This is a genomic window from Bradyrhizobium sp. SPXBL-02 (genome assembly GCF_051853065.1).
In the GTDB taxonomy this organism is placed as follows: domain Bacteria; phylum Pseudomonadota; class Alphaproteobacteria; order Rhizobiales; family Xanthobacteraceae; genus Bradyrhizobium.
In genome coordinates this window covers 7,504,007-7,524,103 of the sequence record NZ_CP182474.1, presented here as the reverse complement: position 1 = coordinate 7,524,103, position 20,097 = coordinate 7,504,007, and the positions used below count along the sequence as shown (strand labels likewise).

Genomic DNA, 20,097 nt, shown 5'->3' with positions numbered 1-20,097 from the left:
CCATGGTCTTGTTCGGGGGAATGCCATGATCAGTTCGGCTCACGCGCGCACGGTTGCCAATCTGGCGGCCGCCTCTTGTCTGGCGCTGCTGCTGGGCGCCTGCGGCGGCGGCTTCAGCCTGCCGTCCCTCACGTCGTCCTCGCCGCCGCCCGAGGCCGAACCGGGCGTTGCGCCCGAAATGCCGGCCACCATCCGCGGCGACGAGATCGTCGGCCGCTGGGGCCTCGCCTCGTTCCAGAACCCGGCCGACCGCGCCCGTACCGAGAAGATGGCGCGCGAGCAATGCAAGAATCCCTACGTGATCACCGCCGGCTCCTCCGGCGGCGTGATCATGCATCTCGCCGACCAGGCGACGCCGCAGGAGCTGCGGCTGAAGGGCTCGCCGAGCGGCAAGAATTACATCGGACCGGCCGGCCCGACCCCCGGCGAGCAGGATCGCGAGATCGTCTCCTTCGACGGTCGCGTCATGATCACCCGCTTCATCGACAAGGACGCCGCTACCCGCTACGGCAACATGGTCTACGTCCGCTGCGCGCCGAGGGCGTGAGGCAGCCCTTGGCCTAACGTCTCGTCATTGCGAGCGGAGCGAAGCAATCCAGACTGCCTCCTGGGAGACAGCCTGGATCGCTTCGTCGCTTCGCTCCTCGCAATGACGAAAAACAAAAAACGCCGGCCCCCAAGGCCGGCGCTTTGTTATTTCTATATCGCCCCCGTTCAGTCGAACAGCGCGTCGATGTCGTCCTGCGAGGCGTGGCCGACGTCGCCGGCGAGCTTGGGGCCGTTGAGGAGCTTCTCGTCCTCGCTGCGGCTGTCGACCGGCGCCGGCACATGGGACTTGATCGCGTCGACGCCGCCCCAGATCTCCATCATCGCATTGATGTGCTGCTCGATGAACTTCATCGTGGTCATGACCTTGCTGATGCGCTGGCCGGTCAGGTCCTGGAAGTTGCAGGCTTCGAAGATCGAGATGACGCGTTCCTGGATGTCGTCGGCAAGGCGCTTCTGCTGATCGACCGAGTCCACCTTGGACATCGCGCTGGCGGCCTGGTCGATCGATTCCGCGGCTTCGAGGATCTGCTGAGTCGCCTGCTCGGTGCCGCCGACCACCGCGCCGAGCTCGCCATTGACCTTGGCCATCTCGCCGCCGTCGAAGCTCTTGCCGTGCAGCGTCGCGATCTCGCGCTTGGTGCGGTCGATGGCGTCGTGGATGAGGTCGAGCTCCACCTTCAGCTTCTCGCACTGCTCGATCTGCGCCCGGTAGGTCTCGAGCATGGTGCGCGCTTCGGACAGCTCGTGGGCCGTGGAGGCGTCGATCGCCGCCATGGCAGCGCTGCCGGACAGCGGGGCCGCGACGATGCCCTTCGCCATCTGGGCGCGGATCGCGCGCAGCTCGGCCATGATCTCGCTATGCATCGGGATTGCCTCTTCGGTTACGTCCAAAATCGGCATCTCGCCACCGGCGATATCCTCGACGCGAAAACGCTTGCGGTGAACAGCCATCAGGATACTCCCCCCACCTCACTCACGCGTCTTTGTAGGCAGAAGCGATTTAACACGAAGTTCACAACCGGAACTGTTGTGCGGCGTCGCGCGACGCGGTGCAAAGAAGCGATTAACCATGGCCGCGCTGCGTTCATCGAAAATAAACGCTGATCGCCAAATTGCCGGGGCGCTCGCGACGTGGTGAATCGAAACGCGCTTTCCGTTTACCAAACAAAACGGCTTTTGCTTTTTATTGACCACGTCGAAGGGCGCGGATCAGCCACCGGCTCTCCACGACGCATGTGATCTAGACGAAACAGTACAGAGTACGTCGATGTTCAAGAAAATGTCTGTCGCGCTGCTCGGCAGCGCTTGCACCTTCATGGCCGGCGCGAACGATGCCAGCGCTTTCGACAACAGCGTGCCGAACGATCCGCCTGCGGTGCTCTACCAGCCGCGCGTGCCGCCGGCGCCGGTGCGCGTCGCGTCCAATTCCAACATGGGCGGCGGCTTCATCGAATTCCTGTTCGGCGATGGCCCCGGCCGCGGCCCGGCCTACGCGCCGGAGCAGCCGGTGTATCAGCAGCAGCCCGGCTATTACGATCCGCGGCGCCTGCCGCCGATGGGCGAGCCGCAGATGCAGGGCGGCTATCAGCAGGGCGCGTCTCTCCAGCAGGAGGCGGTCGATCCGCGGCAGCGTCCGTTCGATCCGAGATTCGAGAAACAGCTCGTTGACTATAGCGGCAAGGAAAGTGCCGGCACGATCGTGGTCGATACGCCGAACAAGTTCCTCTATCTCGTCGAGGGCAACGGCCGGGCACTGCGCTACGGCATCGGCGTCGGTCGTCCCGGCTTCACCTGGTCCGGCGTGAAATCGATCACCGCCAAGCGCGAATGGCCGGACTGGACGCCGCCGGCGGAAATGCTCGCGCGCCGGCCCGATCTGCCCAGGCACATGGAAGGCGGCCCGGAAAATCCGCTCGGTGCCCGCGCGATGTATCTGGGATCGACGCTCTATCGCATCCACGGCTCCAATGAGCCCTGGACCATCGGCACCAACGTCTCCTCCGGCTGCATCCGCATGCGCAACGAGGACGTCATCGACCTCTACGGCCGCGTCAATGTCGGCACCAAGGTCGTCGTGATGTGAAGGGTCATGCGATCGATGGAGCGATCGGATCCGCGTGCCGCGTCGGCTCGACCTGCGGGGCATCGAAGGGGGCGCTGCTGCCGCCGAACGCCTGCCTGAATGGTCACGTCTACTGACGTTGCCTCGACCTAGGACGAGGGACAGCGGAGCGGCGACGGCGAGTTGATGTAGCCGAATGCGGGGCGCGAGCAAAGCGCTTCAACCGCCGCACCGACAGCTCGGCCTTCCTGAGGCGCTCGTGCAGTCCCTCCAACTCGTACAATTCGGTGATGAGATGGGTTGTGACGTCGCTCAGGTTCGCGATGCGCTGTTGAAGTGGGCTCATTCTCAAAACTCCCGACTGTAGCCAAGAGAGGCAGCCACGGCGTGTGGCATAAGCAACGTGTTCTTCCAGTTGAACACCCATGTCCAAATTTGGAAATCCGGGAGTCTACGGCAGCGTGTGTCGGAGGACGATTTCGCTCTGTATGGTGAAGTCAGACGCACGTCGTGACGTTCTGCATGGTCCTGTCCGACAACGCATGCACTAGTCATATTATATCGAATGGCGTCTTGGCGCCTGTGGTGCAGAGCAGCGCGCGTTGAGCCCTGCTTGAAAAGAAATCGGCCGCCCGGAGGCGGCCGTTTCACATCTGTCGGTCGAATGGCCTACGCGTAATCGCTGCCGCCGTCGTCATCGCCGCCGAAGTCGCTGTTTTCGGCCGTGTCGAAGCTATCGTCGCGATCGTCGCCGTAGTTCTGGTCGTTGTTGTCGCGGTCGTTTGACGCCTGGTCGAAGAAGCCGTGGCGGGACTCCCGGTTTGAGCCGACGTCGTCGAGGCCGGCATCGCGCGCGAGCGAGCCGCCGGACTGATCGCCGCCGCTCCAGGGGCTGCGGTCGCCGAGCGCGTTGGTGTCGCCAAAAGCCTGCTGGTGCGATCCGCCCATCATGCCGCGGATGCTCGAGAGCAGCAGGGAGCCGCCGACGACGCCCGCCGCGGCTGCCGCCGCCGTGCCCAGGAACGAGCCGCCCCCACCGCCGACCGGCGGAGCGCCATAGCCCTGACCCTGGCCATAGGCCTGTCCGTAAGGCGGAGGAGCGCCGTAGCCAGGTTGGGCCTGCTGCATCGCCTGGCCGCTGTTCCACGTCGGCCGCTGCTCACGCGGCGGCACATTCGGAACCGAGCCGCGCGAGGGGCTCGAGCCGAACAGGGTGTCGCGCATGGTGTCGAGGAAGCCGCCGGACTGCGCCTGCTCGGGCGCATGGGCCGCTTCCAGCTCCTGGATGCGGGCATTGGCGCGCTTCAGCGCTTCGTCCTGGACCAGCGTGGTCTGCACCAGCGCGTAGATGGCGCCGGGCGCCTTGCGCAGGCCGTCGGAGATCGCGGCGATCGCATCGGGATCGCGCGGTGCATTTTCCAGCTTTGAAAGCCGGTCGAAAAGGTCGTCGACGAGCTGGCGTTCCTGCGGCGTCATGATCTGTCTCCTTCGCGCCAAACCAAGCGCGAAAGGAGATGTAGGGTTCCAATATGGCCCCAACAGTGCCGGCCGGATTAAATTTCGGTATGCGACAAGCTGCCTCTGGCGCGCTTTTCGCCGTTCATCCCAGTGTCACGTTGCTGTCCGCCAGCAGGCGCGCGAAGGCATCGCCCGCGAGATAGGCGTGCTCGCGCTCGCGGACGTCGGTCATCGGATCAAGGCCGGTGAGGACATCGTCGACGAAGCCGGGATGGCACATCACGAGGCCGCCGTCGGGGAGGCCTTCCAGGAATTGCCGCATCAAGGCGCCGAAATCGGCGGCGCGCGTGAAATCATAGGCGCCGGCGAAGCCGGGGTTGAAGCTGAGGCCGGCACTGCCGGCGCGGCGGCGGAATTGCGCGCTGAGACCATCGAGCACCAGGGCTTTCGGTGAGGCCAGCCGCTGCCGAAGCGGCAGGTCGCGGCCGCCCTGGCGCACCCAGGCCTTTGGCGCAGCCTCGGCCACCGCATCGACGAAGCCGTCGCGCACCTGCGGGAAGAGCTGCACATGCTGGTGACCGTCGACGAAGTCGGGGGCGCGTCCGAACGCGTCCATGAAGGCGGCCAGCTGCGCCTTCACTTCGTTGCGGATGAATTCACGGTCGAGCCGCCGCATCAGTCCGGCGCGCAGCAGCTTGGGAAAGGCGAAGAACATGTCGCCGTCGAGCGGGCGGAAATGCATGGTGAGCGGCCGGAACGGCGCCGACAGCGTCACGTGCAATCCGATCGCGCATCGCGGGCTTTGCGTTGCCGAAGCCTGAAGCGCCTCGACGTCGCCGCGCGCGATCGCGGGCCCCACCATCATCACCGAGGTGGCGTTGAGGCGGCCGCGTTCGATCAGGTCGCGGATGGCGCGGTTGACCCCCGGGCTGATGCCGTAATCGTCGGCGCAGAGCCAGATCCGCCGCGCCCTCGCGGCCACGCTCATTCGGCTGCCGTCCTGCTCGCGGCCTCATCGGCCTTGCCGGCTTCGAAATGCTTCTCGCTGTGCTCGGCGACGAAGTAGATCGGACGGGCCTTCAGCTCGGAAAGGATCTTTCCGATGTATTCGCCGACGATGCCGATCATGATGAGCTGCACGCCGCCGATCGTCATCAGGCCGACCACGAGCGAGGGATAGCCCGGGACCTGTTTGCCTGTGGTCCAGACCTCCCAGAGGATGGACAGCCCGAACAGGAAGGCACCGCCGGCGAGAATGACGCCGAACAGGCTGGCGAAGCGCAACGGAGCCACCGAGAACGACGTCAGACCCTCGATCGAGAGGCCGAGCAGGCTCGCGGCGTTGAAGGTGGTGACGCCATGGGCGCGCGCTGCGGGCTCGTAGTCGACGCGGATCTGGCGGAAGCCGATCCAGCTGGCGAGGCCCTTGAAGAACCGGTTGCGTTCCGGCAGCTGCCTCAGCGCAGCGACCGCGCGCGGCGACAGCAGGCGGAAATCCCCGGCGTCCTCCGGAATCTTCTGGCGGGCACCCCAATTGATCAGCGCGTAAAAGCCGTGCACCGCGACCCGGCGCAGGAATGGCTCGTTGTCGCGATGCGCTTTCGCGGTGTAGACGACGTCATAGCCGTCATCGATCCAGTGCCGCACCAGCTGTTCGACGAGCGCCGGCGGATGCTGGCCGTCGCCGTCCATGAACATGACGGCGCCGAGGCGGGCATGGTCCAGGCCCGCCATCAGCGCGGCCTCCTTGCCGAAATTGCGCGACAGCGACACCACCTGAACGTCGATTGCGTCGGCCGGCAATGACCGCGCGATCGACAGCGTCGCATCCTTGCTGCCGTCGTCGACATAAACGACCTCGCAAGACAGCCGATAGCGCTGGCGCAGGGTCCTGGCGAGATCGCAGATGCGCTGGTGCAGGGCCGATAGGCCCGCCGCCTCGTTATAGACGGGGATGACGATCGACAGCCCCTTCGCTGCGGCGTTGGCTGCGGTGGTCGTCATGCCGGAAACGTCAGAGCCCAGCGTCATCGATCAAGGTTCCAGAGGCGTTTAGGTCTTCTCAACAGCATATGGTAGCAGCCGTTTGCTGTCGCTACGCTGAACGGAGCTGCTCAAAACGTCGGGCTCACCGCCGCAAGAAAGCTTCGAGCTTGGCGAACAGCGGGTTCTCCCGGTCGAACACGTAGTCGAGCGAGACCACCGAGACGGTCTCGGCGCCATGCTCGCGCAGGAAGCTCGCCAGCGCGTAGAGCTGCCCCGGTGGGCAGTGCAGCGTCAGCATGCCTGACGAGGTCGGGCCGCCGAACGGCGCTTCCACGCCGAACCGGCTGTGGGCTTCGCCGAGCAGGGCGGCATCGCATTGCCGGAAGCGGGTGCGGACCTCGCGGTACTTGTTGGCCCGCGCTCGGGCTGCGATGTGGTCGAGGATGACACGCGCCGTCTCGCGCGCCTGCGGCGACCAGTCGGCCTCCTTGGCGGCCACCAGATTGGCCTGGCTGCGCAGGATCACGCCGTCGTCGAGCACCCGCAGGCCGTTGGCGGCGAGCGTCGCGCCGGTCGTGGTGATGTCGACGATCAGCTCGGCGCTGCCGGCCGCCGGCGCGCCCTCGGTGGCGCCTGCGCTTTCGACGATGCGGTAGTCGGTGATGCCGTGAGCCTGGAAGAAACCGCGGGTGAGGTTGACGAACTTGGTCGCGACCCGCATCCGCATGTGATGCTGCTCGCGGAAGCCGGTGGTGACGTCGTCGAGGTCGGCCATGGTACGGACGTCGATCCAGGCTTGCGGTACCGCGACGACGACGTCGGCATAGCCGAAGCCGAGCCCCTCGATCAGCGATACGCGCTTGTCGGCATCGGCGATGTTCTCGCGCACGAGATCTTCGCCAGTGACGCCGAGATGGGCAAAACCGCGGGACAATTGCGCGGCGATCTCGCTCGCCGAGAGATAGGCGACCTCGACATTGTCTAGCCCTGCGATGGTGCCGCGATAGTCGCGGGCGCCCCCGGCCTTTGACAGCTTGAGGCCGGCCCGGGCGAAGAAGGCTTCGGCGTTTTCCTGCAGGCGGCCCTTGGAGGGAACGGCCAGAACGAATGGCGCGCTCATGACTTAAGCTCCCACCTTGCGGCCGATCCGGTTCAGCGTGTCCACCCAGACCGAGAAGCCGACGGCCGGGATCGGCGCGGCCGAGCCGAGCTGGGTCATCAGCCCGTCGTAGCGGCCGCCGGCGACCAGCGGCTCGGCGCCGTTGCCCCTGTGGTGCAGCTCGAATTCGAAGCCGGTGTAATAGTCGAGCCCGCGTCCGAACGCGGTCGAGAAGCGGGTCTGCTTCACATCGATGCCGCGCGCGGCCATGAAGCCGACCCGGCTCTCGAACTGATCGATCGCGGAAGCGAGATCGAGCTTCGCGTCCGTCGTGAGTGCGCGCAGCTCGGCGATGGCATCGTCGGGATTGCCCGAAATCGACAGGAAACGCTTGAGCACGGCGATCGCCTCGCGCGGCAGCGCGCCGCCCTTCAGCGTCGATTGCTCGAGGAAGCGATCGGCGATCTCGGCCGTGGTGCGGCCGCCGACATTGGTGGTGCCGGCGATCGACATCAGATCGGTGACGAAGGCGAGCGCCGCCTTGCGGTCGGAGCCGGCAAGGGCCGCCAGCACGCCCTCATATTCGCTGCGCGTCGCGGTGGTCGCGGCCGCCAGCCGCTCCAGATCCTGCTCCAGGCTGATCTTGCGGTTGAAATCCTTGACCAGGCGGCGGCGCCAGACCGGATAGAGGTTGAGCGCGTCGAGCAGCGCATTGAACAAGGCAACATCGCCGGTGCGGATCTCGACATCGCGGACGCCGAAGGCGGCCGTCGCCTCCAGCGCCAGCGCCAGCATCTCGGCATCGGCCGCGGCGCGGTCCTGACGGGCGAATGATTCGATGCCGGCCTGGAGGAATTCGCTGGCCTGGCCGCTGCGGTAGCGGAACACCGGACCGAGATAGCTGAACCCCGCTGGCTGGCCGGCCCGGCCTGAGGCGAGATAGTCGCGCGCGACAGGAATGGTCAGGTCCGGGCGCAGGCAGAGCTCCTCGCCGGAGAGGTCGGTGGTCAGGTACAGGCTCTTGCGGATGTCCTCGCCGGAGAGGTCCAGGAACGGCTCGGCCGGCTGCAGGATGGCGGGCTCGGCCCTGACATAGCCGGCCTGCGCGAACGACAAGAGCAGCGTATCCGCCCAGGCGGCGGAGCCGGCAGCATTTGAGGTGGCAGTCGCGGTCATCTCAGGAGTCCATCGTCCCGGCGGAACCGGGCAGGGCAAGGGGAGGCGAATTGGCGCAGGCCTTAGCATGGCCCGACAGCGGTTTCGACCTCCAAAGGATCAATCGCTTAACGGGTGGGCAATGCGCAGGATCAGGTGCTCTTGCCGCCCCAATCGCCCAGCACCGCCTGCACCAGCGCCAGGGCGGCGACGGCGGCGGTGTCCGCCCGCATGATGCGGGGGCCGAGCGCCAGCCGCAGGATCTTGGGCTGGCGCAGCAGCAGCGCCCGCTCTTCCTCGGCAAAACCGCCCTCCGGGCCGATCAGCAGGTCGATCCCGTGCCTGGCCTCGCGCGCGCCTTGCAGGCTCTGAATCGGATCCTGGACCTCCGCTGCCTCGTCGCAGAAGATCAGCAGGCGATCGGCGGGACGCTGGCTCAAGAAGCGCTCCAGCGGCACCGGCTCGGCCACGCTGGCGATGCTGAGGATGCCGCATTGCTCGGCCGCCTCGACCACATTGGCGCGCATCCGCTCGGTATTGACCCGTGAGGCCTGGGTGAACCGGGTCAGGACGGGCTGCAGGGCCGCGGCGCCCATCTCGATGGCCTTCTGCACCATGTAATCCAGCCGGGCATGCTTGAGCGGGGCGAACACGTAGGTGAGGTCGGCGAGCCGGTCCTGGGGCCGGGTCTGCTGGAGGATCACGAGGCCGTCCGGCCGCTTGCGGCCTTCGATGGCGGCCTGCCACTCGCCATCCCGGCCGTTGAAGGCCAGGACCTCGGCTCCGGCGCCGAGCCGCAGCACATTGCCGAGATAGTTGCTCTGGTCGCGGTCGAGCGGCACCCTGGCGTCCTGGGCCAGGGGGGCATCGACGAACAGGCGCGGGGCGCGAAAATCGTGGGAAGGCATCGCTTTGGGGGTCCGGTTACCGGCTGTTCTTAACCGAAAGGCGCCATTCCGGGGTAAATATTGCCAATCTGGTGCGTCCCAGCGCCGCGCTCTCGCCCTATTCCACGGGTTGTTAAGCGCCGGCGGGAATCGTAAAAACGCGAACACGCTGGTCACGCTTCAATTGGGAAGCCCTGAACCCCGTAAGCTCCTGCCGGAGAGACTGTCTTGATGATCCGTCATTTGATGGTTCCGCTCGCTGCCGCCATGGTCGCCATGAGTGCCGCCGGCGCTTGTGCGCAAAGCGCCTTCCCGGCGCCACTGCCCAACCAGGCTTCGAACAGCTCGCCGTTTCCGCCCGTGAACGGCTCGGCGCCCACCGCGTCGATGGGGAGCGCGCCGCAATCGTCCTTTCCCGTCAACGGCGCTGCCCCGGTCGGCGGCGGCGCCGGCGGCTTCAGCGCGGCTCCGCCGACGCAGGCCGGTCCCGGTGAGGACTGCATGAAGGCGTTCATGCCCCTGCGCGAAGAGGCCGAGAAGCGCGGCAAGCTGATCAAGGCCGCGAGCGACCGTCATGCGCAGCCGGACGAGGCCTGCAAGCTGATCCGCAACTTCAGCCAGGCCGAGTTGAAGATGATCAAGTACATCGAGGCCAATGCCTCGAAGTGCGGAATCCCGCCGCAGATCGGCGCGCAAATGAAGGAAGGCCACAAGAACACCGAGGCCATGCAGACCAAGGTCTGCAACGTCGCGCAGCAGATGCAGAATCAGCCGCGCGGTCCGGCCGGTCCGTCGCTGAGCGAGGTGCTGGGCTCGGGCTCGGCGCCCGAGGCCAATGCCGGCAAGAAGGGCGGCAGCACCTTCGATACGCTCAACGGCAACGTCCTGACCCGATGATACACGTGCCGCCGATTTGAAGTTCCTACGGTGCTCGCCGCGAGATCCTCATAGGAACTTCAAATCGATAAGCGGCACGTGAATTTATAATTTTCTGGCTTGTGCCCTTGTAGTTTTCGAAGTTCGTACCGGAATACGCCGCGATGGAATACGAACTTCGAAAACTGGGCACTAGCACATCCGCCCGTGTTGCCGATTCCACCGGCAACTGGGTCGATACGCTCGCGCCGCATTGGGCGCGGCCTTACCTGCGCCTGTCCCGCTTCGATCGCCCGATCGGCTCCTGGCTTCTCTTGATGCCATGCTGGTGGTCGGCGGCGCTGGCCGCCGGCATGGCGCATGACGTGCGTGGTCTGCCGCTCACCATCGTGCTGTTCTTCATCGGCGCCTTCGTGATGCGCGGGGCCGGCTGCACCTGGAACGACATCACCGACCGCGACCTCGACGACAAGGTCGAGCGTACGCGCTCGCGGCCGCTGCCGTCCGGGCAGGTGACCACCAGGCAGGCGCTGGTCTTCATGATCGCGCAGGCGCTGGTCGGTCTCGTGGTGCTGCTGCAGTTCAACCGCTTCGCGATCGCAACGGGCATCGCCTCGCTCCTGATCGTTGCGATCTATCCCTTCATGAAGCGCATCACCTGGTGGCCGCAGATCGTGCTCGGGCTCGCCTTCTCCTGGGGCGCCTTGATGGGCTTTGCCGTCACCTTCGGCCGCATCGATGTCACCGCGCTCGTGCTCTATGCCGGCGCGATTTCCTGGGTGATCGGCTATGACACGATCTATGCGCATCAGGACGCCGAGGACGATGCGCTGATCGGCATCAAGTCGACTGCGCGCCTGTTCGGTGCGCATACGCGCCAGGCGCTGGTGCTGTTCTACGGGCTCGCGGTGATGTTGATCGGCGTCGCGCTGGCATCTGGCGAAGCGCGCTGGCCGGCCTGGCTCGGGCTTGCCGCCTTCGCAGCGCATCTGGCCTTGCAGATCGTGCGGCTGAAGATCGACGATCCCGGGCTGTGCCTTCGCCTGTTCAAGTCGAACAAGCATGCGGGTCTGCTGCTGTTTGCGGGATTGCTCGCGGACGCGATGATGCGAGCGCAGCTCTCGTAGGGTTGGGCAAAGGCGCTTGCGCCGTGCCCACGATCTCTCAATGATTGACAAAGCGGTGGGCACGCTTCCGCCTTCGCTCTTCGAGCTACGGCGGACAAGTCGCTTTGCCCACCCTACGGCACCATTAATTCCTCGCGATGATCTCGCGCTCGTCGCGGTGAACCAGTAGCTCGCGCGCCATGGCGGTGCGCCGGCGCATCAAGAATTTCGGACGGCGGGCGCGGATTGCGTTGGCGCGGCGGCGGCGCGGTGCGGGCTTGCGGGCGCCCTCGTCGAGCTGCGGCAGCGCGAAGATCTCGCTCCAGATCGTCCAGGCCTGCGCGATCTCGTCCGCGTCAGTGCCGATCAGCAGCGGGATGGACAGCGAGGGATCGCGGTGCACGAGAACGAGCGTCTGCGCCTCGTCATTGCCGCGCAAGGCAACGCCGGTGAAGTCGGCGACGCGCACGTTGATCGCCATCTGCATGCCGCGCACGGCACGGCGCAGCACGACGCGCTCGCGATGAAGCTCGATCTGCCTGACATGTCCGTCGGCGCGCGGGTCATGCGCATCGAAGCGGACCGGAAGGGAAAGAGGGTCGAGCCGCAACGAGCGGCTCGACCCGGCGGGGTTAGCCCCGCATGTTGCTGTTTGACGCCTCACGGCTTCGTTCTCCCCGCCGGGATTATGTTCCCGGTCGATGCGAGGACCTTAGCGCGCGGCGGTCCGAAACCGCTTAAAAAGGCTGGTTAACCCACCGTCACTGCACCTCATGATTGACAAGACCTTGGCGCGCATGATTGACGAGACGTTGCGCCGACGTCGCGAATCTGAGCTTTTGGCGGGCTGAAAATGCTTGAAGTCCGCGCTATCAGGGCACATCTGTGGGTTCCGGTCCCGAACCCCGCCCCAACAGGATTTCGTTCGTGAACTCTTCACCAAGCTCGACGCTTTCGACTACCGCCAATCGCGACCTGCTCGATCAGTCCGCGCTCTCCGATCTCGCGCAGCGGCTGGTCGAGGCAGCCAGGCGCGCCGGCGCCGATGCGGCCGATGCGGTCGCGGTGCGCGGCGTCTCGCAAGGCGTCGAGGTCCGCGACGGGCGCGTGGAGGAATCCGAGCGGTCGGAGGGCGACGATGTCGGCCTGCGCGTGCTGGTCGGCCAGCGCCAGGCGGTGGTCTCGACCAACGATGTCAGCGGCGATGCCGTCACCAAGCTCGCCGAGCGCGCGGTCGCGATGGCGCGCGTCGCGCCCGACGACAAATTTGTCGGCCTCGCCGATCCTGCGCTGCTCGCGCGCGACTTCCCCGATCTCGACCTGCTCGATCCCGCCGTGCCCACGACCGCCGAGCTCGAGCGTCGCGCGCTCGCGGCCGAAGCTGCGGCACTCGGCGTCAAGGGCGTGACCAAGTCCGGCGGCGCCTCGGCCTCCGCCGGCATCGGCGGCATGGTGCTCGTCACCTCGACCGGCTTCCACGGCTCCTACCTGCGCTCCAGCCAGGGCATTTCCGCCACCGCCATCTCGGGCGATGGCACCAGCATGGAGCGCGACTACGACTTCACCTCGGCGCCGCATGGCGCCGATCTGCTGTCGCCGGAGGTCGTCGGCCGTTCCGCCGGTGAGCGCACCGTGGCGCGCTACAATCCGCGCAAGGTCGAGACCTGCAAGGTGCCGGTGGTGTTCGATCCGCGCGTCGCCGGCTCGCTCGTCGGCCATCTCGTCGGCGCCATCAACGGCGCCTCGATCGCGCGCAAGACCAGCTTCCTGAAGGACAAGCTCGGCCAGCAGCTGTTTGCGAAAAACATCCGCATCATCGACGATCCCTTGCGCAAGCGCGGCCTGCGCTCGCAGACCTTCGACGCCGAAGGCGTCGCGGTGAAGCGGACCGCGCTGGTCGACGACGGCGTGCTGACGACCTGGCTGCTCGATTGCGCCACCGCGCGCGAGCTCGGCCTCACCACCACCGGTCACGCCCATCGCGGCGTGTCTTCCTCGCCTTCGCCCGGGCCGTACAATCTGCATCTCGAGCCCGGCACGCCAACGCCGGCCGAGCTGATCGCCGACATCAAGCAGGGCTTCTACGTCACCGATCTGATCGGCTCCGGGGTCAACGGCGTCACCGGCGATTACAGCCGCGGCGCCTCCGGCTTCTGGATCGAGAACGGCGAGATCACCTATCCCGTCAGCGAAGTGACGATCGCCGGGCACCTGTTCGAAATCTTCAAGTCGATGCAGCCGGCGAACAATCTCGAATTCCGCTACGGCGTCAATGCGCCGACGGTGCGCATCGAGGGTTTGACGCTTGGCGGACGCTGATCGAGCTGTTGCAGCTTGGCTCACCTCTCCCGTAGGGAGAGGTCGCGCCGGAGGCGCGGGTGAGGGGACCGCTCTCTCGTGTGACCTGAGGCCCCTCACCCGATTTGCTGCGCAAATCGACCTCTCCCCGATGGGGAGAGGTGTTCTCGCCGCGCCGCGCGATTGAACCCGATGGCAGCTGCTCTCGACGACACGATCCTGACCCGCGACGCGGCGCTGCTGAAGGACACGGTGCGGGAGGCGGGCGCGCTGGCGCAGTCGATGTTCCGCACCGAGCTGCGGAAGTGGACCAAGGGCGCGTCCTCGCCGGTCTCGGAGGCCGACATCGCGGTCAACGATCTGCTCGAAGCGCGCCTGCGCGCTGCGACGCCCGATTATGGCTGGCTGTCCGAGGAGAGCGCCGACGATGCGGCGCGGCTGTCGCGGCGGCTGACCTGGATCGTCGATCCCATCGACGGCACCCGCAATTATCTCGGCGGCCACGACGAATGGTGCGTCAGCGTGGCGCTGGTTGAGGACGCTTCGCCGGTGCTTGCCGCCGTGTTCGCCCCTGCTACCGACGAGTTCTTCTTCGCAACGCGCGGCCAGGGCACGACGCTCAACGACAAGCCGGTGCGCGCGACGCGCGGATCCGAGCTCGACTTCGCCCGCGTCGCCGGCCCGAAGCCGCTGGTCGAGCGGCTGAAGCCGTCCCTCGGCGAGATCAAGCTGCATCGGCGGATCGGCTCGCTGGCGCTGCGGCTGTGCAGGGTCGCCCATGGTGCGCTGGATGCGGCCTTTGCGGGCGGCAACAGCCATGATTGGGACCTTGCGGCGGCCGATTTGATCGTGCAGGAAGCGGATGGTAGGATGAGCGACCTCTCCGGAGAACCCATCCTCTATAACCGCCGGGAAGTGGCGCACGGAGTGCTGGTGGCAGCGGGACGCGATCGTCATGCGGGCATTGTCGCGCATTTTCGCAACCGTCCCTTAGCCTAAGGCGCTTTCGTCGTGCTTCTCGAACACTGCTTTGCCGGGCAGCCCGTTAGGAACAGAACTCATGCCAGATAATGCCCCGCAACAACTGCTCCATCTCGTCATCGGCGGCGAGCTCGTCGATCTCGAGCACAACACCTTCAAGAACCTGGACGAGGTCGACATCGTCGGCCTCTATCCTAACTATGCCAGCGCCCACGCCGCCTGGCGGGCCAAGGCGCAGAGCACGGTCGACAACGCGCAGATGCGCTACTTCATCGTACACCTGCATCGGCTGCTCGATCCGAATCAAGAACCGGTGCGTTGAAAAAACTGCTTCGCAATACGCTGCGAAGCAGCTGGTTTCAGCGTGCCGTCGGGGTCCTGGCGGCCGAATATCTGCGTCTGGTCTGGCGGACCAACACCTTCTCGATCGATCCGCCCGACATCTATGAGCGCGTCGAGCCGCAGCTCCCTGCGATCTTCGCGTTCTGGCACGGCCAGCATTTCCTGACGCCCTTCATCAAGAACCAGAACAAGGCCTCTTATCGGGCCAAGGTACTGATCTCCCGGCACCGCGACGGCGAGTTCAATGCGATCGCCGCCGAGCGGCTTGGGATCGGCACGATCCGCGGTTCCGGCGACCATGGCGGCGCGTTTCACCGTAAAGGTGGCGTCGGCGCCTTCAAGGAAATGGTGCGGACGCTCCAAGCCGGTTGTAATGTCGCGCTGACCGCCGACGTCCCCAAGCGCTCGCGCGTGGCGGGGCTTGGCATTATCATGCTGGCACGGGAATCGGGACGGCCGATCATGCCTTTCGCGATGGCGACCAGCCGCTTCGTCCGGCTCAAGAACTGGGACCGCACCACCATCAATTTGCCATTCGGGCGGGGCGCATTGGTCGGCATCAAGGAAATCCACGTTCCCGCAGATGCCGACGCCGCCATGATGGAGACGTTGCGGCAGGAGCTGGAGGACACGTTGAACGAGGCGACCCGGCGCGCCTATGCGCAGCTCGGCCGTCCGGGACCGGAAGATGCCTAAGTCGTTGCCCATTGCGCTGCCGATCACGCTGCGGATGTACCGGCGCCTGGCCGCCGGCCTGGTGCCGCTCGCGCCTGCGCTGATCAAGCGGCGGCTGAAGCAGGGCAAGGAGGATCCTGCGCGCGTCGGCGAGCGGCGCGGCCTGTCCCGCGACGTGCGTCCGCATGGCCCGCTGGTCTGGATCCACGGCGCCAGCGTCGGCGAGGTGCTGGCCTCGGCGGCGCTGATCGAGCGCCTGCGCGAGCTCAATCTGCGCATCCTGCTCACCTCGGGCACGGTCACCTCGGCGGCGGTCGTCGCCAAACGCTTTCCGCCCGACGTCATCCATCAATACGTGCCGTATGACTCGCCGCGCTACGTCGCGCGCTTCCTGGATCATTGGAAGCCGTCGCTGGCGCTGTTCATCGAATCCGATCTGTGGCCGAACCTGATCCTCGCCGGCGCGGCGCGGCGGGTGCCGATGGTGCTGATCAACGGACGGATGTCGCCGCGTTCGTTCCCGCGCTGGCGGCGCATGCACGGCACCATCTCGGCGCTGCTGTCGCGGTTCGACATCTGTCTTGCGCAGTCGAAGACCGACGCCGAGCGCTTTGCCGCGCTCGGCGGCCGCGACGTCGTCACGACGGGGAATCTCAAGCTCGACGTGCCGGCGCCGCCGGCCGATCCCGCCAAGCTCGAACGGCTGATGGCCATGACGCGTGGGCGTCCGATCATCGTTGCGGCCTCGACCCATCCGGGCGAGGACGAGATGCTGATCGCGGCGCATCGCAGCCTGGTCGGCTTCTTTCCGCAGCTTCTCACCGTGATCGTGCCGCGGCATCCGGATCGCGGCTCCTCGATCGCAGGCCTGGTCACCGCGTCCGGGCTGAAGCCCAGCTTGCGCTCGCGCGAGGAGCTGCCGACGGCTACGACCGACGTCTATGTCGCCGACACGATGGGCGAACTCGGCCTGTTCTATCGGCTCTCGGAAATTGTCTTCATGGGCGGATCGCTGATCCACCATGGCGGGCAGAATCCGATCGAGGCGATCAAGTTGGGCGCCGCGATCGTCCACGGTCCGCACGTGTTCAACTTTGCCGACGTCTATGAGGCGCTCGATACGAGCGGTGGGGCGCGGCAGGCCGACACGCAGGAAGCGCTGGTCAAGCAGCTCGGCCAGCTGCTGGCCGATCCCACCACGCGCGACAAGATGCAGCGCGCAGGCACGGGCGTGGTCGAGCAGCTTGGCGGTGCGCTCGATCGCACCATGACCGCGCTCGAGCCCTATCTGTTGCAGTTGCGGATCGAGATGGGGGCCGCCAATGCGTGAGCCGGCCTTTTGGTACCGGCCACGCTCCCTTCAATCGTATGCGCTATGGCCGCTCGGTGCGCTCTACGGCGCGATCACCGCACGGCGCATGCTGCGCCAGGGCTTTGACGCCGGGATCCCCGTGATCTGCGTCGGCAACTACCATGTCGGCGGTGCCGGCAAGACGCCGACCGTGCTGGCGCTGACGAAGCTCCTGCGCGAGCTCGGCGAGACGCCTGTCGTGCTCAGCCGCGGCTATGGCGGGCGCCTGAAGGGTCCTGTCATGGTCGACCGCGCGCGCCACGATGCGTCCGACGTCGGCGACGAGCCCTTGATGATGTCGCGCGACGTGCCGGTGGCGGTCGCGCGCGACCGCCTCGACGGCGTCGCGCTGGCGAAGTCGCAAGGCGCGACCGTGATCCTGATGGATGACGGCTTCCAGAACCCTGCTCTGTTCAAGGACGCCTCGCTGATCGTGATCGACGGCGAGCGCGGCCTCGGCAACGGCAAGGTGTTTCCCGCGGGCCCCCTGCGCGCACCGCTCGAGGTGCAGCTCGCGCGCACCGACGCGCTGGTGCTGATCGGCGACGGCAATGCCGCCAACGATGTCGCGGCGGAGATCGCGAAGCGGAACAAGCCCGAGCTGCGTGCGCGCCTGAAGCCGGACGCGGCCTCGCTCGCGCAGCTCTCCGGCAAGCGGGTGTTCGCCTTCGCCGGCATCGGCGATCCCGAGCGCTTCTTCCGCACCCTGCGTGCGAGCGGCGTCGAGGTGGCGCGCACGCGCGCCTTCGCCGACCACCACATGTTTTCGCAGGAGGAGATCGCAGCGCTCGCAGCCGACGCTCAGCGCGAGCAGCTCACGCTGGTGACCACGGAGAAGGATCTTGCACGCTTGCGCGGCCGCGAAGGCGTGCCTGACGGCATCGTGCCGTTCGCCGTCCAGCTCGAGTTCGATGACCCGGCAAAGCTGCGGCAATTGATCAGCGATCATCTGTACAGAGCGCGCGAGCGAAGGTTCAGCGCGCGCTGATCTCGCAACGTGAGGCAACGTCTCTGCCCTAGTCGCAAAACGCGAAGTGTCGTGGCTGGCGAATCTTCTTCCGCGCGTTCGGCAGTTGATGTAGCCTTGCATGAGAGCCGTCACCGGGACGTGCCGAAGTCCCGGGAATCATCGACGGCGTTGATGCCCACGGCGGGCAATGAATCTTCATTATGTCAGGTGCAGCGGCCGTAACGACCAGTTCGCAACGGCACGGAGAATTATTGCCAACAATTCAGAGGAGAACTTGCCATGCATTTTTGCCTCACCGGACAATACACGCCACGCGCTCTCAATGCCATTTTGGAGAATCCCACGACCAATCGCCAGGAGGCAGCTCGAAAGCTCATCGAAGCGGCCGGCGGAAAATTGGTCTCGATGTACAGCGTCGCGGCCGACGGCCCCGGCGTGCTCGTGATTTTCGATGTGCCTGATCCCAGCGCGGCTCCGGCCATTTCCGGCCTGACCGTGACGGCCGGTACGCTGCAGAACGTGAAGCTGGTTCGTTTGTTCACGCAGGACGAGATCAAGCAGGTCCGCCAGAACGCGGCGAAGCTGCGTCCGTCGTATTCGCCGCCGGGCAGCTGATCTCCGGACCCAGGGCGCAGCCGCCGTTGTCGGACGACGCGGCGGCTGTACTAATGTTTAAAGCCGAAATCATGTCTGCGACGCGCCGAAGGGGCATGCTCACCACGCGCCGGCGGCCATCAATCCGATGATGGTCAGGCACGACATGCAGGCCACGACGACGGTGTAGCATTCGGGTGTATTCATTGCCGTCTCCCAAACTGTTGCCAATTGCTTGGTCACTGCTACGCGGGAGTGATCGCCGGTCTTGGAGCCGCTTCAATTCGGCAGGCCGTGACCGGACTTGCTGTATGCGTCCGTCGTCTCGTCGTCCACTTGCGTCGCAGGATGATAATCTGCTGCGATAGCTTCTGCGCGCTCAGCTGCGATCAGAAGCTGTTTGCGCATTTCAGCGAGACGGGCGCGGCAATATTCACGATAGAGCAGTTCGAAAATGGCGGGCATGATCACCCCCATCGATTGACTTTGGATTACAGATATTCCACCGCGAATTTTCAAGGTGATCGGTAGCCCGTCGGGTGGCTCTTCGATATGAGCCCGTTCACAGACCGCGCCAATTCCAATGCTCGATGGCTGTTTGGTTGACCTGATCGTCCGTGCGATAAAAGAACAGGGCCAATTACCTAACATGCACTATAGCAGTGCTTTGTTTCAGCAGAACTTCATCAAACAACTCTAAGGCGCCGAACCGCAACAAAAAATCCAACCACAACGCGAAACGACTCACCAACGGCTGCAACGAATGTAGAACGCAATCGACCCGCACGGCAGAGACCATCTTGCCGAGTTGTCGGCAATGCGGCGCGGGCACATCGCCCTTTTCCTTCGCGCGGCAAAGCCGCCTGCCGGTGACCTCAACTCGGAAAACATGCACGCGCGGTCAGCGTCACCGGGGACAGGTTGATGATCTGCGGAAACTCGAATGAATAGGTCGCGCTGACCTGGTTGCCGCACGCGGCCGTGGCAAAGGTGAATGTCCCCGGAGGGAGCGTGAGGCCGAAGGCCTGCTGGGCAGCGTAGGTCGTGATCGCGCTGCTGCTCGGGCAGAGCGTGGTGTTGACGGTCGCGCAACGCGCCGCCATTTCGCTGCCATGCTGGATTCCCAGCTGAGTCCAGAACAGCAATCCGCATTCGACGATCCCGAATATGAACAGGAAGAACACGGGAGCGGTCAGCGCAAATTCCAGCGCCGAGGCGCCGCGCGTATCTCGCATTAGTGCGGTGAGCTTCACTGCAGCCTCGTGGTGGACTGCGCGGTGTAGGTGTAGGTGGCCGCGACGATCTGATAATCGATGATCGTATAATACGTCGCCCGCGCCGAGACCGTCGTGTATGTTCCGGCCGGCGCACCGCCGGTGCAGACCGTTCCGCAGCTGGTGGCGCTGACTCCCGCACTCGTTGGACATCCGCAGAATTGGACCGGCGGAGGTGAAGCGGTGATGTTGGTCGCACTGGTGGCGCTTGCGACCGCGTTCGCGATGCCGTTCGTGTCGAAGCCGCGCGCGATCGCGTACTGGGCTCCCGCTTGCGCGGCATTTTCGAGCTGCATCTTGCGATAGAGGGCAAGCCCGATGTCCGTGACCGAGACGACCATCAGAGACAGCAGGGGAATCAGGATGGCGAATTCGGCTGCCGCGACGCCCCGTTGATCGCCGGCAGCATTGCGCACGTGCCGCGCCAGAGAACC

General features: G+C 65.7%; 22 protein-coding genes. 11 read left to right on the top strand and 11 right to left on the bottom strand.

Annotation, left to right across the window (positions count from 1 at the left end; translation table 11 throughout):
• Positions 1–25 precede the first annotated feature (25 nt).
• Positions 26–547 (top strand): hypothetical protein, encoded by a 522-nt coding sequence (locus tag ACNJYD_RS34960; RefSeq protein WP_212259320.1) that lies wholly within the window; start codon positions 26–28, stop codon positions 545–547.
• A 167-nt stretch (positions 548–714) separates the two neighbouring features.
• Here the strand turns inward: ACNJYD_RS34960 and ACNJYD_RS34955 are convergent, their stop codons facing one another.
• Positions 715–1,500, bottom strand: coding sequence for a protein phosphatase CheZ (locus ACNJYD_RS34955; RefSeq protein WP_172787146.1), 786 nt, complete (start codon positions 1,498–1,500; stop codon positions 715–717).
• Positions 1,501–1,816: 316 nt separating this feature from the next.
• On the opposite strand from ACNJYD_RS34955, the gene ACNJYD_RS34950 reads away from it, so the two are divergent.
• Positions 1,817–2,632: a L,D-transpeptidase family protein gene (locus tag ACNJYD_RS34950; protein WP_260381023.1), complete on the top strand. Its 816-nt coding sequence runs from the start codon at positions 1,817–1,819 to the stop codon at positions 2,630–2,632.
• Positions 2,633–3,280: 648 nt separating this feature from the next.
• Here ACNJYD_RS34950 and ACNJYD_RS34945 read toward each other — a convergent pair.
• The 6 genes from ACNJYD_RS34945 to ACNJYD_RS34920 form a co-directional block, all read right to left on the bottom strand.
• Positions 3,281–4,087, bottom strand: coding sequence for a DUF2076 domain-containing protein (locus ACNJYD_RS34945; protein ID WP_439364690.1), 807 nt, complete (start codon positions 4,085–4,087; stop codon positions 3,281–3,283).
• A gap of 124 nt (positions 4,088–4,211) precedes the next feature.
• Complete coding sequence (locus ACNJYD_RS34940) at positions 4,212–5,057, bottom strand: ChbG/HpnK family deacetylase (protein WP_439364689.1); 846 nt, start codon at positions 5,055–5,057, stop codon at positions 4,212–4,214.
• Positions 5,054–6,100 (bottom strand): glycosyltransferase family 2 protein, encoded by a 1,047-nt coding sequence (locus ACNJYD_RS34935; protein ID WP_172787150.1) that lies wholly within the window; start codon positions 6,098–6,100, stop codon positions 5,054–5,056. The genes ACNJYD_RS34940 and ACNJYD_RS34935 overlap by 4 nt, the downstream gene beginning before the upstream one ends.
• Positions 6,101–6,197: 97 nt before the next feature.
• Entirely contained in the window at positions 6,198–7,175 is a 978-nt protein-coding gene (gene hisG / locus ACNJYD_RS34930; RefSeq protein WP_439364688.1) for an ATP phosphoribosyltransferase, read from the bottom strand.
• Positions 7,176–7,178: 3 nt separating this feature from the next.
• Positions 7,179–8,330, bottom strand: coding sequence for an ATP phosphoribosyltransferase regulatory subunit (locus ACNJYD_RS34925; protein ID WP_212259324.1), 1,152 nt, complete (start codon positions 8,328–8,330; stop codon positions 7,179–7,181).
• A 131-nt stretch (positions 8,331–8,461) separates the two neighbouring features.
• On the bottom strand, positions 8,462–9,217 hold the full coding sequence (locus tag ACNJYD_RS34920) for a 16S rRNA (uracil(1498)-N(3))-methyltransferase (RefSeq protein WP_439364687.1): 756 nt from the start codon (positions 9,215–9,217) through the stop codon (positions 8,462–8,464).
• 210 nt (positions 9,218–9,427) lie between these two features.
• Here ACNJYD_RS34920 and ACNJYD_RS34915 point away from each other — a divergent pair, with 210 nt between their 5' ends.
• Positions 9,428–10,093 carry a hypothetical protein gene (locus ACNJYD_RS34915; RefSeq protein WP_212259326.1) on the top strand — a complete coding sequence of 222 codons (666 nt, stop codon included), beginning with the start codon at positions 9,428–9,430 and terminating at the stop codon, positions 10,091–10,093.
• 143 nt (positions 10,094–10,236) lie between these two features.
• Positions 10,237–11,199 (top strand): 4-hydroxybenzoate octaprenyltransferase, encoded by a 963-nt coding sequence (gene ubiA / locus ACNJYD_RS34910; RefSeq protein ID WP_439364686.1) that lies wholly within the window; start codon positions 10,237–10,239, stop codon positions 11,197–11,199.
• 124 nt (positions 11,200–11,323) lie between these two features.
• On the opposite strand, the gene ACNJYD_RS34905 is transcribed toward ubiA, so the two are convergent.
• Positions 11,324–11,842, bottom strand: a complete 519-nt coding sequence (locus ACNJYD_RS34905) for a DUF6101 family protein (protein ID WP_212259328.1) — start codon at positions 11,840–11,842, stop codon at positions 11,324–11,326.
• Between the two features lie 263 nt (positions 11,843–12,105).
• On the opposite strand from ACNJYD_RS34905, the gene ACNJYD_RS34900 reads away from it, so the two are divergent.
• The 7 genes from ACNJYD_RS34900 to ACNJYD_RS34870 all read left to right on the top strand — a co-directional run bounded on the left by ACNJYD_RS34900 (position 12,106) and on the right by ACNJYD_RS34870 (position 18,410).
• Positions 12,106–13,497 carry a TldD/PmbA family protein gene (locus ACNJYD_RS34900; RefSeq protein WP_212259329.1) on the top strand — a complete coding sequence of 464 codons (1,392 nt, stop codon included), beginning with the start codon at positions 12,106–12,108 and terminating at the stop codon, positions 13,495–13,497.
• Between the two features lie 171 nt (positions 13,498–13,668).
• Positions 13,669–14,475 carry a 3'(2'),5'-bisphosphate nucleotidase CysQ gene (locus ACNJYD_RS34895; RefSeq protein WP_172787158.1) on the top strand — a complete coding sequence of 269 codons (807 nt, stop codon included), beginning with the start codon at positions 13,669–13,671 and terminating at the stop codon, positions 14,473–14,475.
• A gap of 61 nt (positions 14,476–14,536) precedes the next feature.
• Entirely contained in the window at positions 14,537–14,779 is a 243-nt protein-coding gene (locus ACNJYD_RS34890) for a DUF4170 domain-containing protein (RefSeq protein WP_439364685.1), read from the top strand.
• Positions 14,776–15,495, top strand: a complete 720-nt coding sequence (locus tag ACNJYD_RS34885; protein ID WP_439364684.1) for a lysophospholipid acyltransferase family protein — start codon at positions 14,776–14,778, stop codon at positions 15,493–15,495. Before ACNJYD_RS34890 ends, ACNJYD_RS34885 begins: the two co-directional genes overlap by 4 nt.
• Positions 15,458–16,804 (top strand): 3-deoxy-D-manno-octulosonic acid transferase, encoded by a 1,347-nt coding sequence (locus ACNJYD_RS34880; RefSeq protein WP_439364683.1) that lies wholly within the window; start codon positions 15,458–15,460, stop codon positions 16,802–16,804. Before ACNJYD_RS34885 ends, ACNJYD_RS34880 begins: the two co-directional genes overlap by 38 nt.
• Entirely contained in the window at positions 16,797–17,813 is a 1,017-nt protein-coding gene (lpxK, locus tag ACNJYD_RS34875) for a tetraacyldisaccharide 4'-kinase (RefSeq protein ID WP_439364682.1), read from the top strand. The genes ACNJYD_RS34880 and lpxK overlap by 8 nt, the downstream gene beginning before the upstream one ends.
• A gap of 261 nt (positions 17,814–18,074) precedes the next feature.
• On the top strand, positions 18,075–18,410 hold the full coding sequence (locus ACNJYD_RS34870) for a GYD domain-containing protein (protein WP_172787163.1): 336 nt from the start codon (positions 18,075–18,077) through the stop codon (positions 18,408–18,410).
• Positions 18,411–18,668: 258 nt separating this feature from the next.
• On the opposite strand, the gene ACNJYD_RS34865 is transcribed toward ACNJYD_RS34870, so the two are convergent.
• From ACNJYD_RS34865 to ACNJYD_RS34855, 3 genes are all read right to left on the bottom strand, one after another.
• Complete coding sequence (locus ACNJYD_RS34865; RefSeq protein WP_246708894.1) at positions 18,669–18,854, bottom strand: hypothetical protein; 186 nt, start codon at positions 18,852–18,854, stop codon at positions 18,669–18,671.
• A gap of 410 nt (positions 18,855–19,264) precedes the next feature.
• Positions 19,265–19,642 carry a TadE/TadG family type IV pilus assembly protein gene (locus ACNJYD_RS34860; RefSeq protein ID WP_439364681.1) on the bottom strand — a complete coding sequence of 126 codons (378 nt, stop codon included), beginning with the start codon at positions 19,640–19,642 and terminating at the stop codon, positions 19,265–19,267.
• Positions 19,639–20,079 (bottom strand): TadE/TadG family type IV pilus assembly protein, encoded by a 441-nt coding sequence (locus tag ACNJYD_RS34855; protein WP_257187558.1) that lies wholly within the window; start codon positions 20,077–20,079, stop codon positions 19,639–19,641. The genes ACNJYD_RS34860 and ACNJYD_RS34855 overlap by 4 nt, the downstream gene beginning before the upstream one ends.
• Between the last annotated feature and the right edge of the window lie 18 nt (positions 20,080–20,097).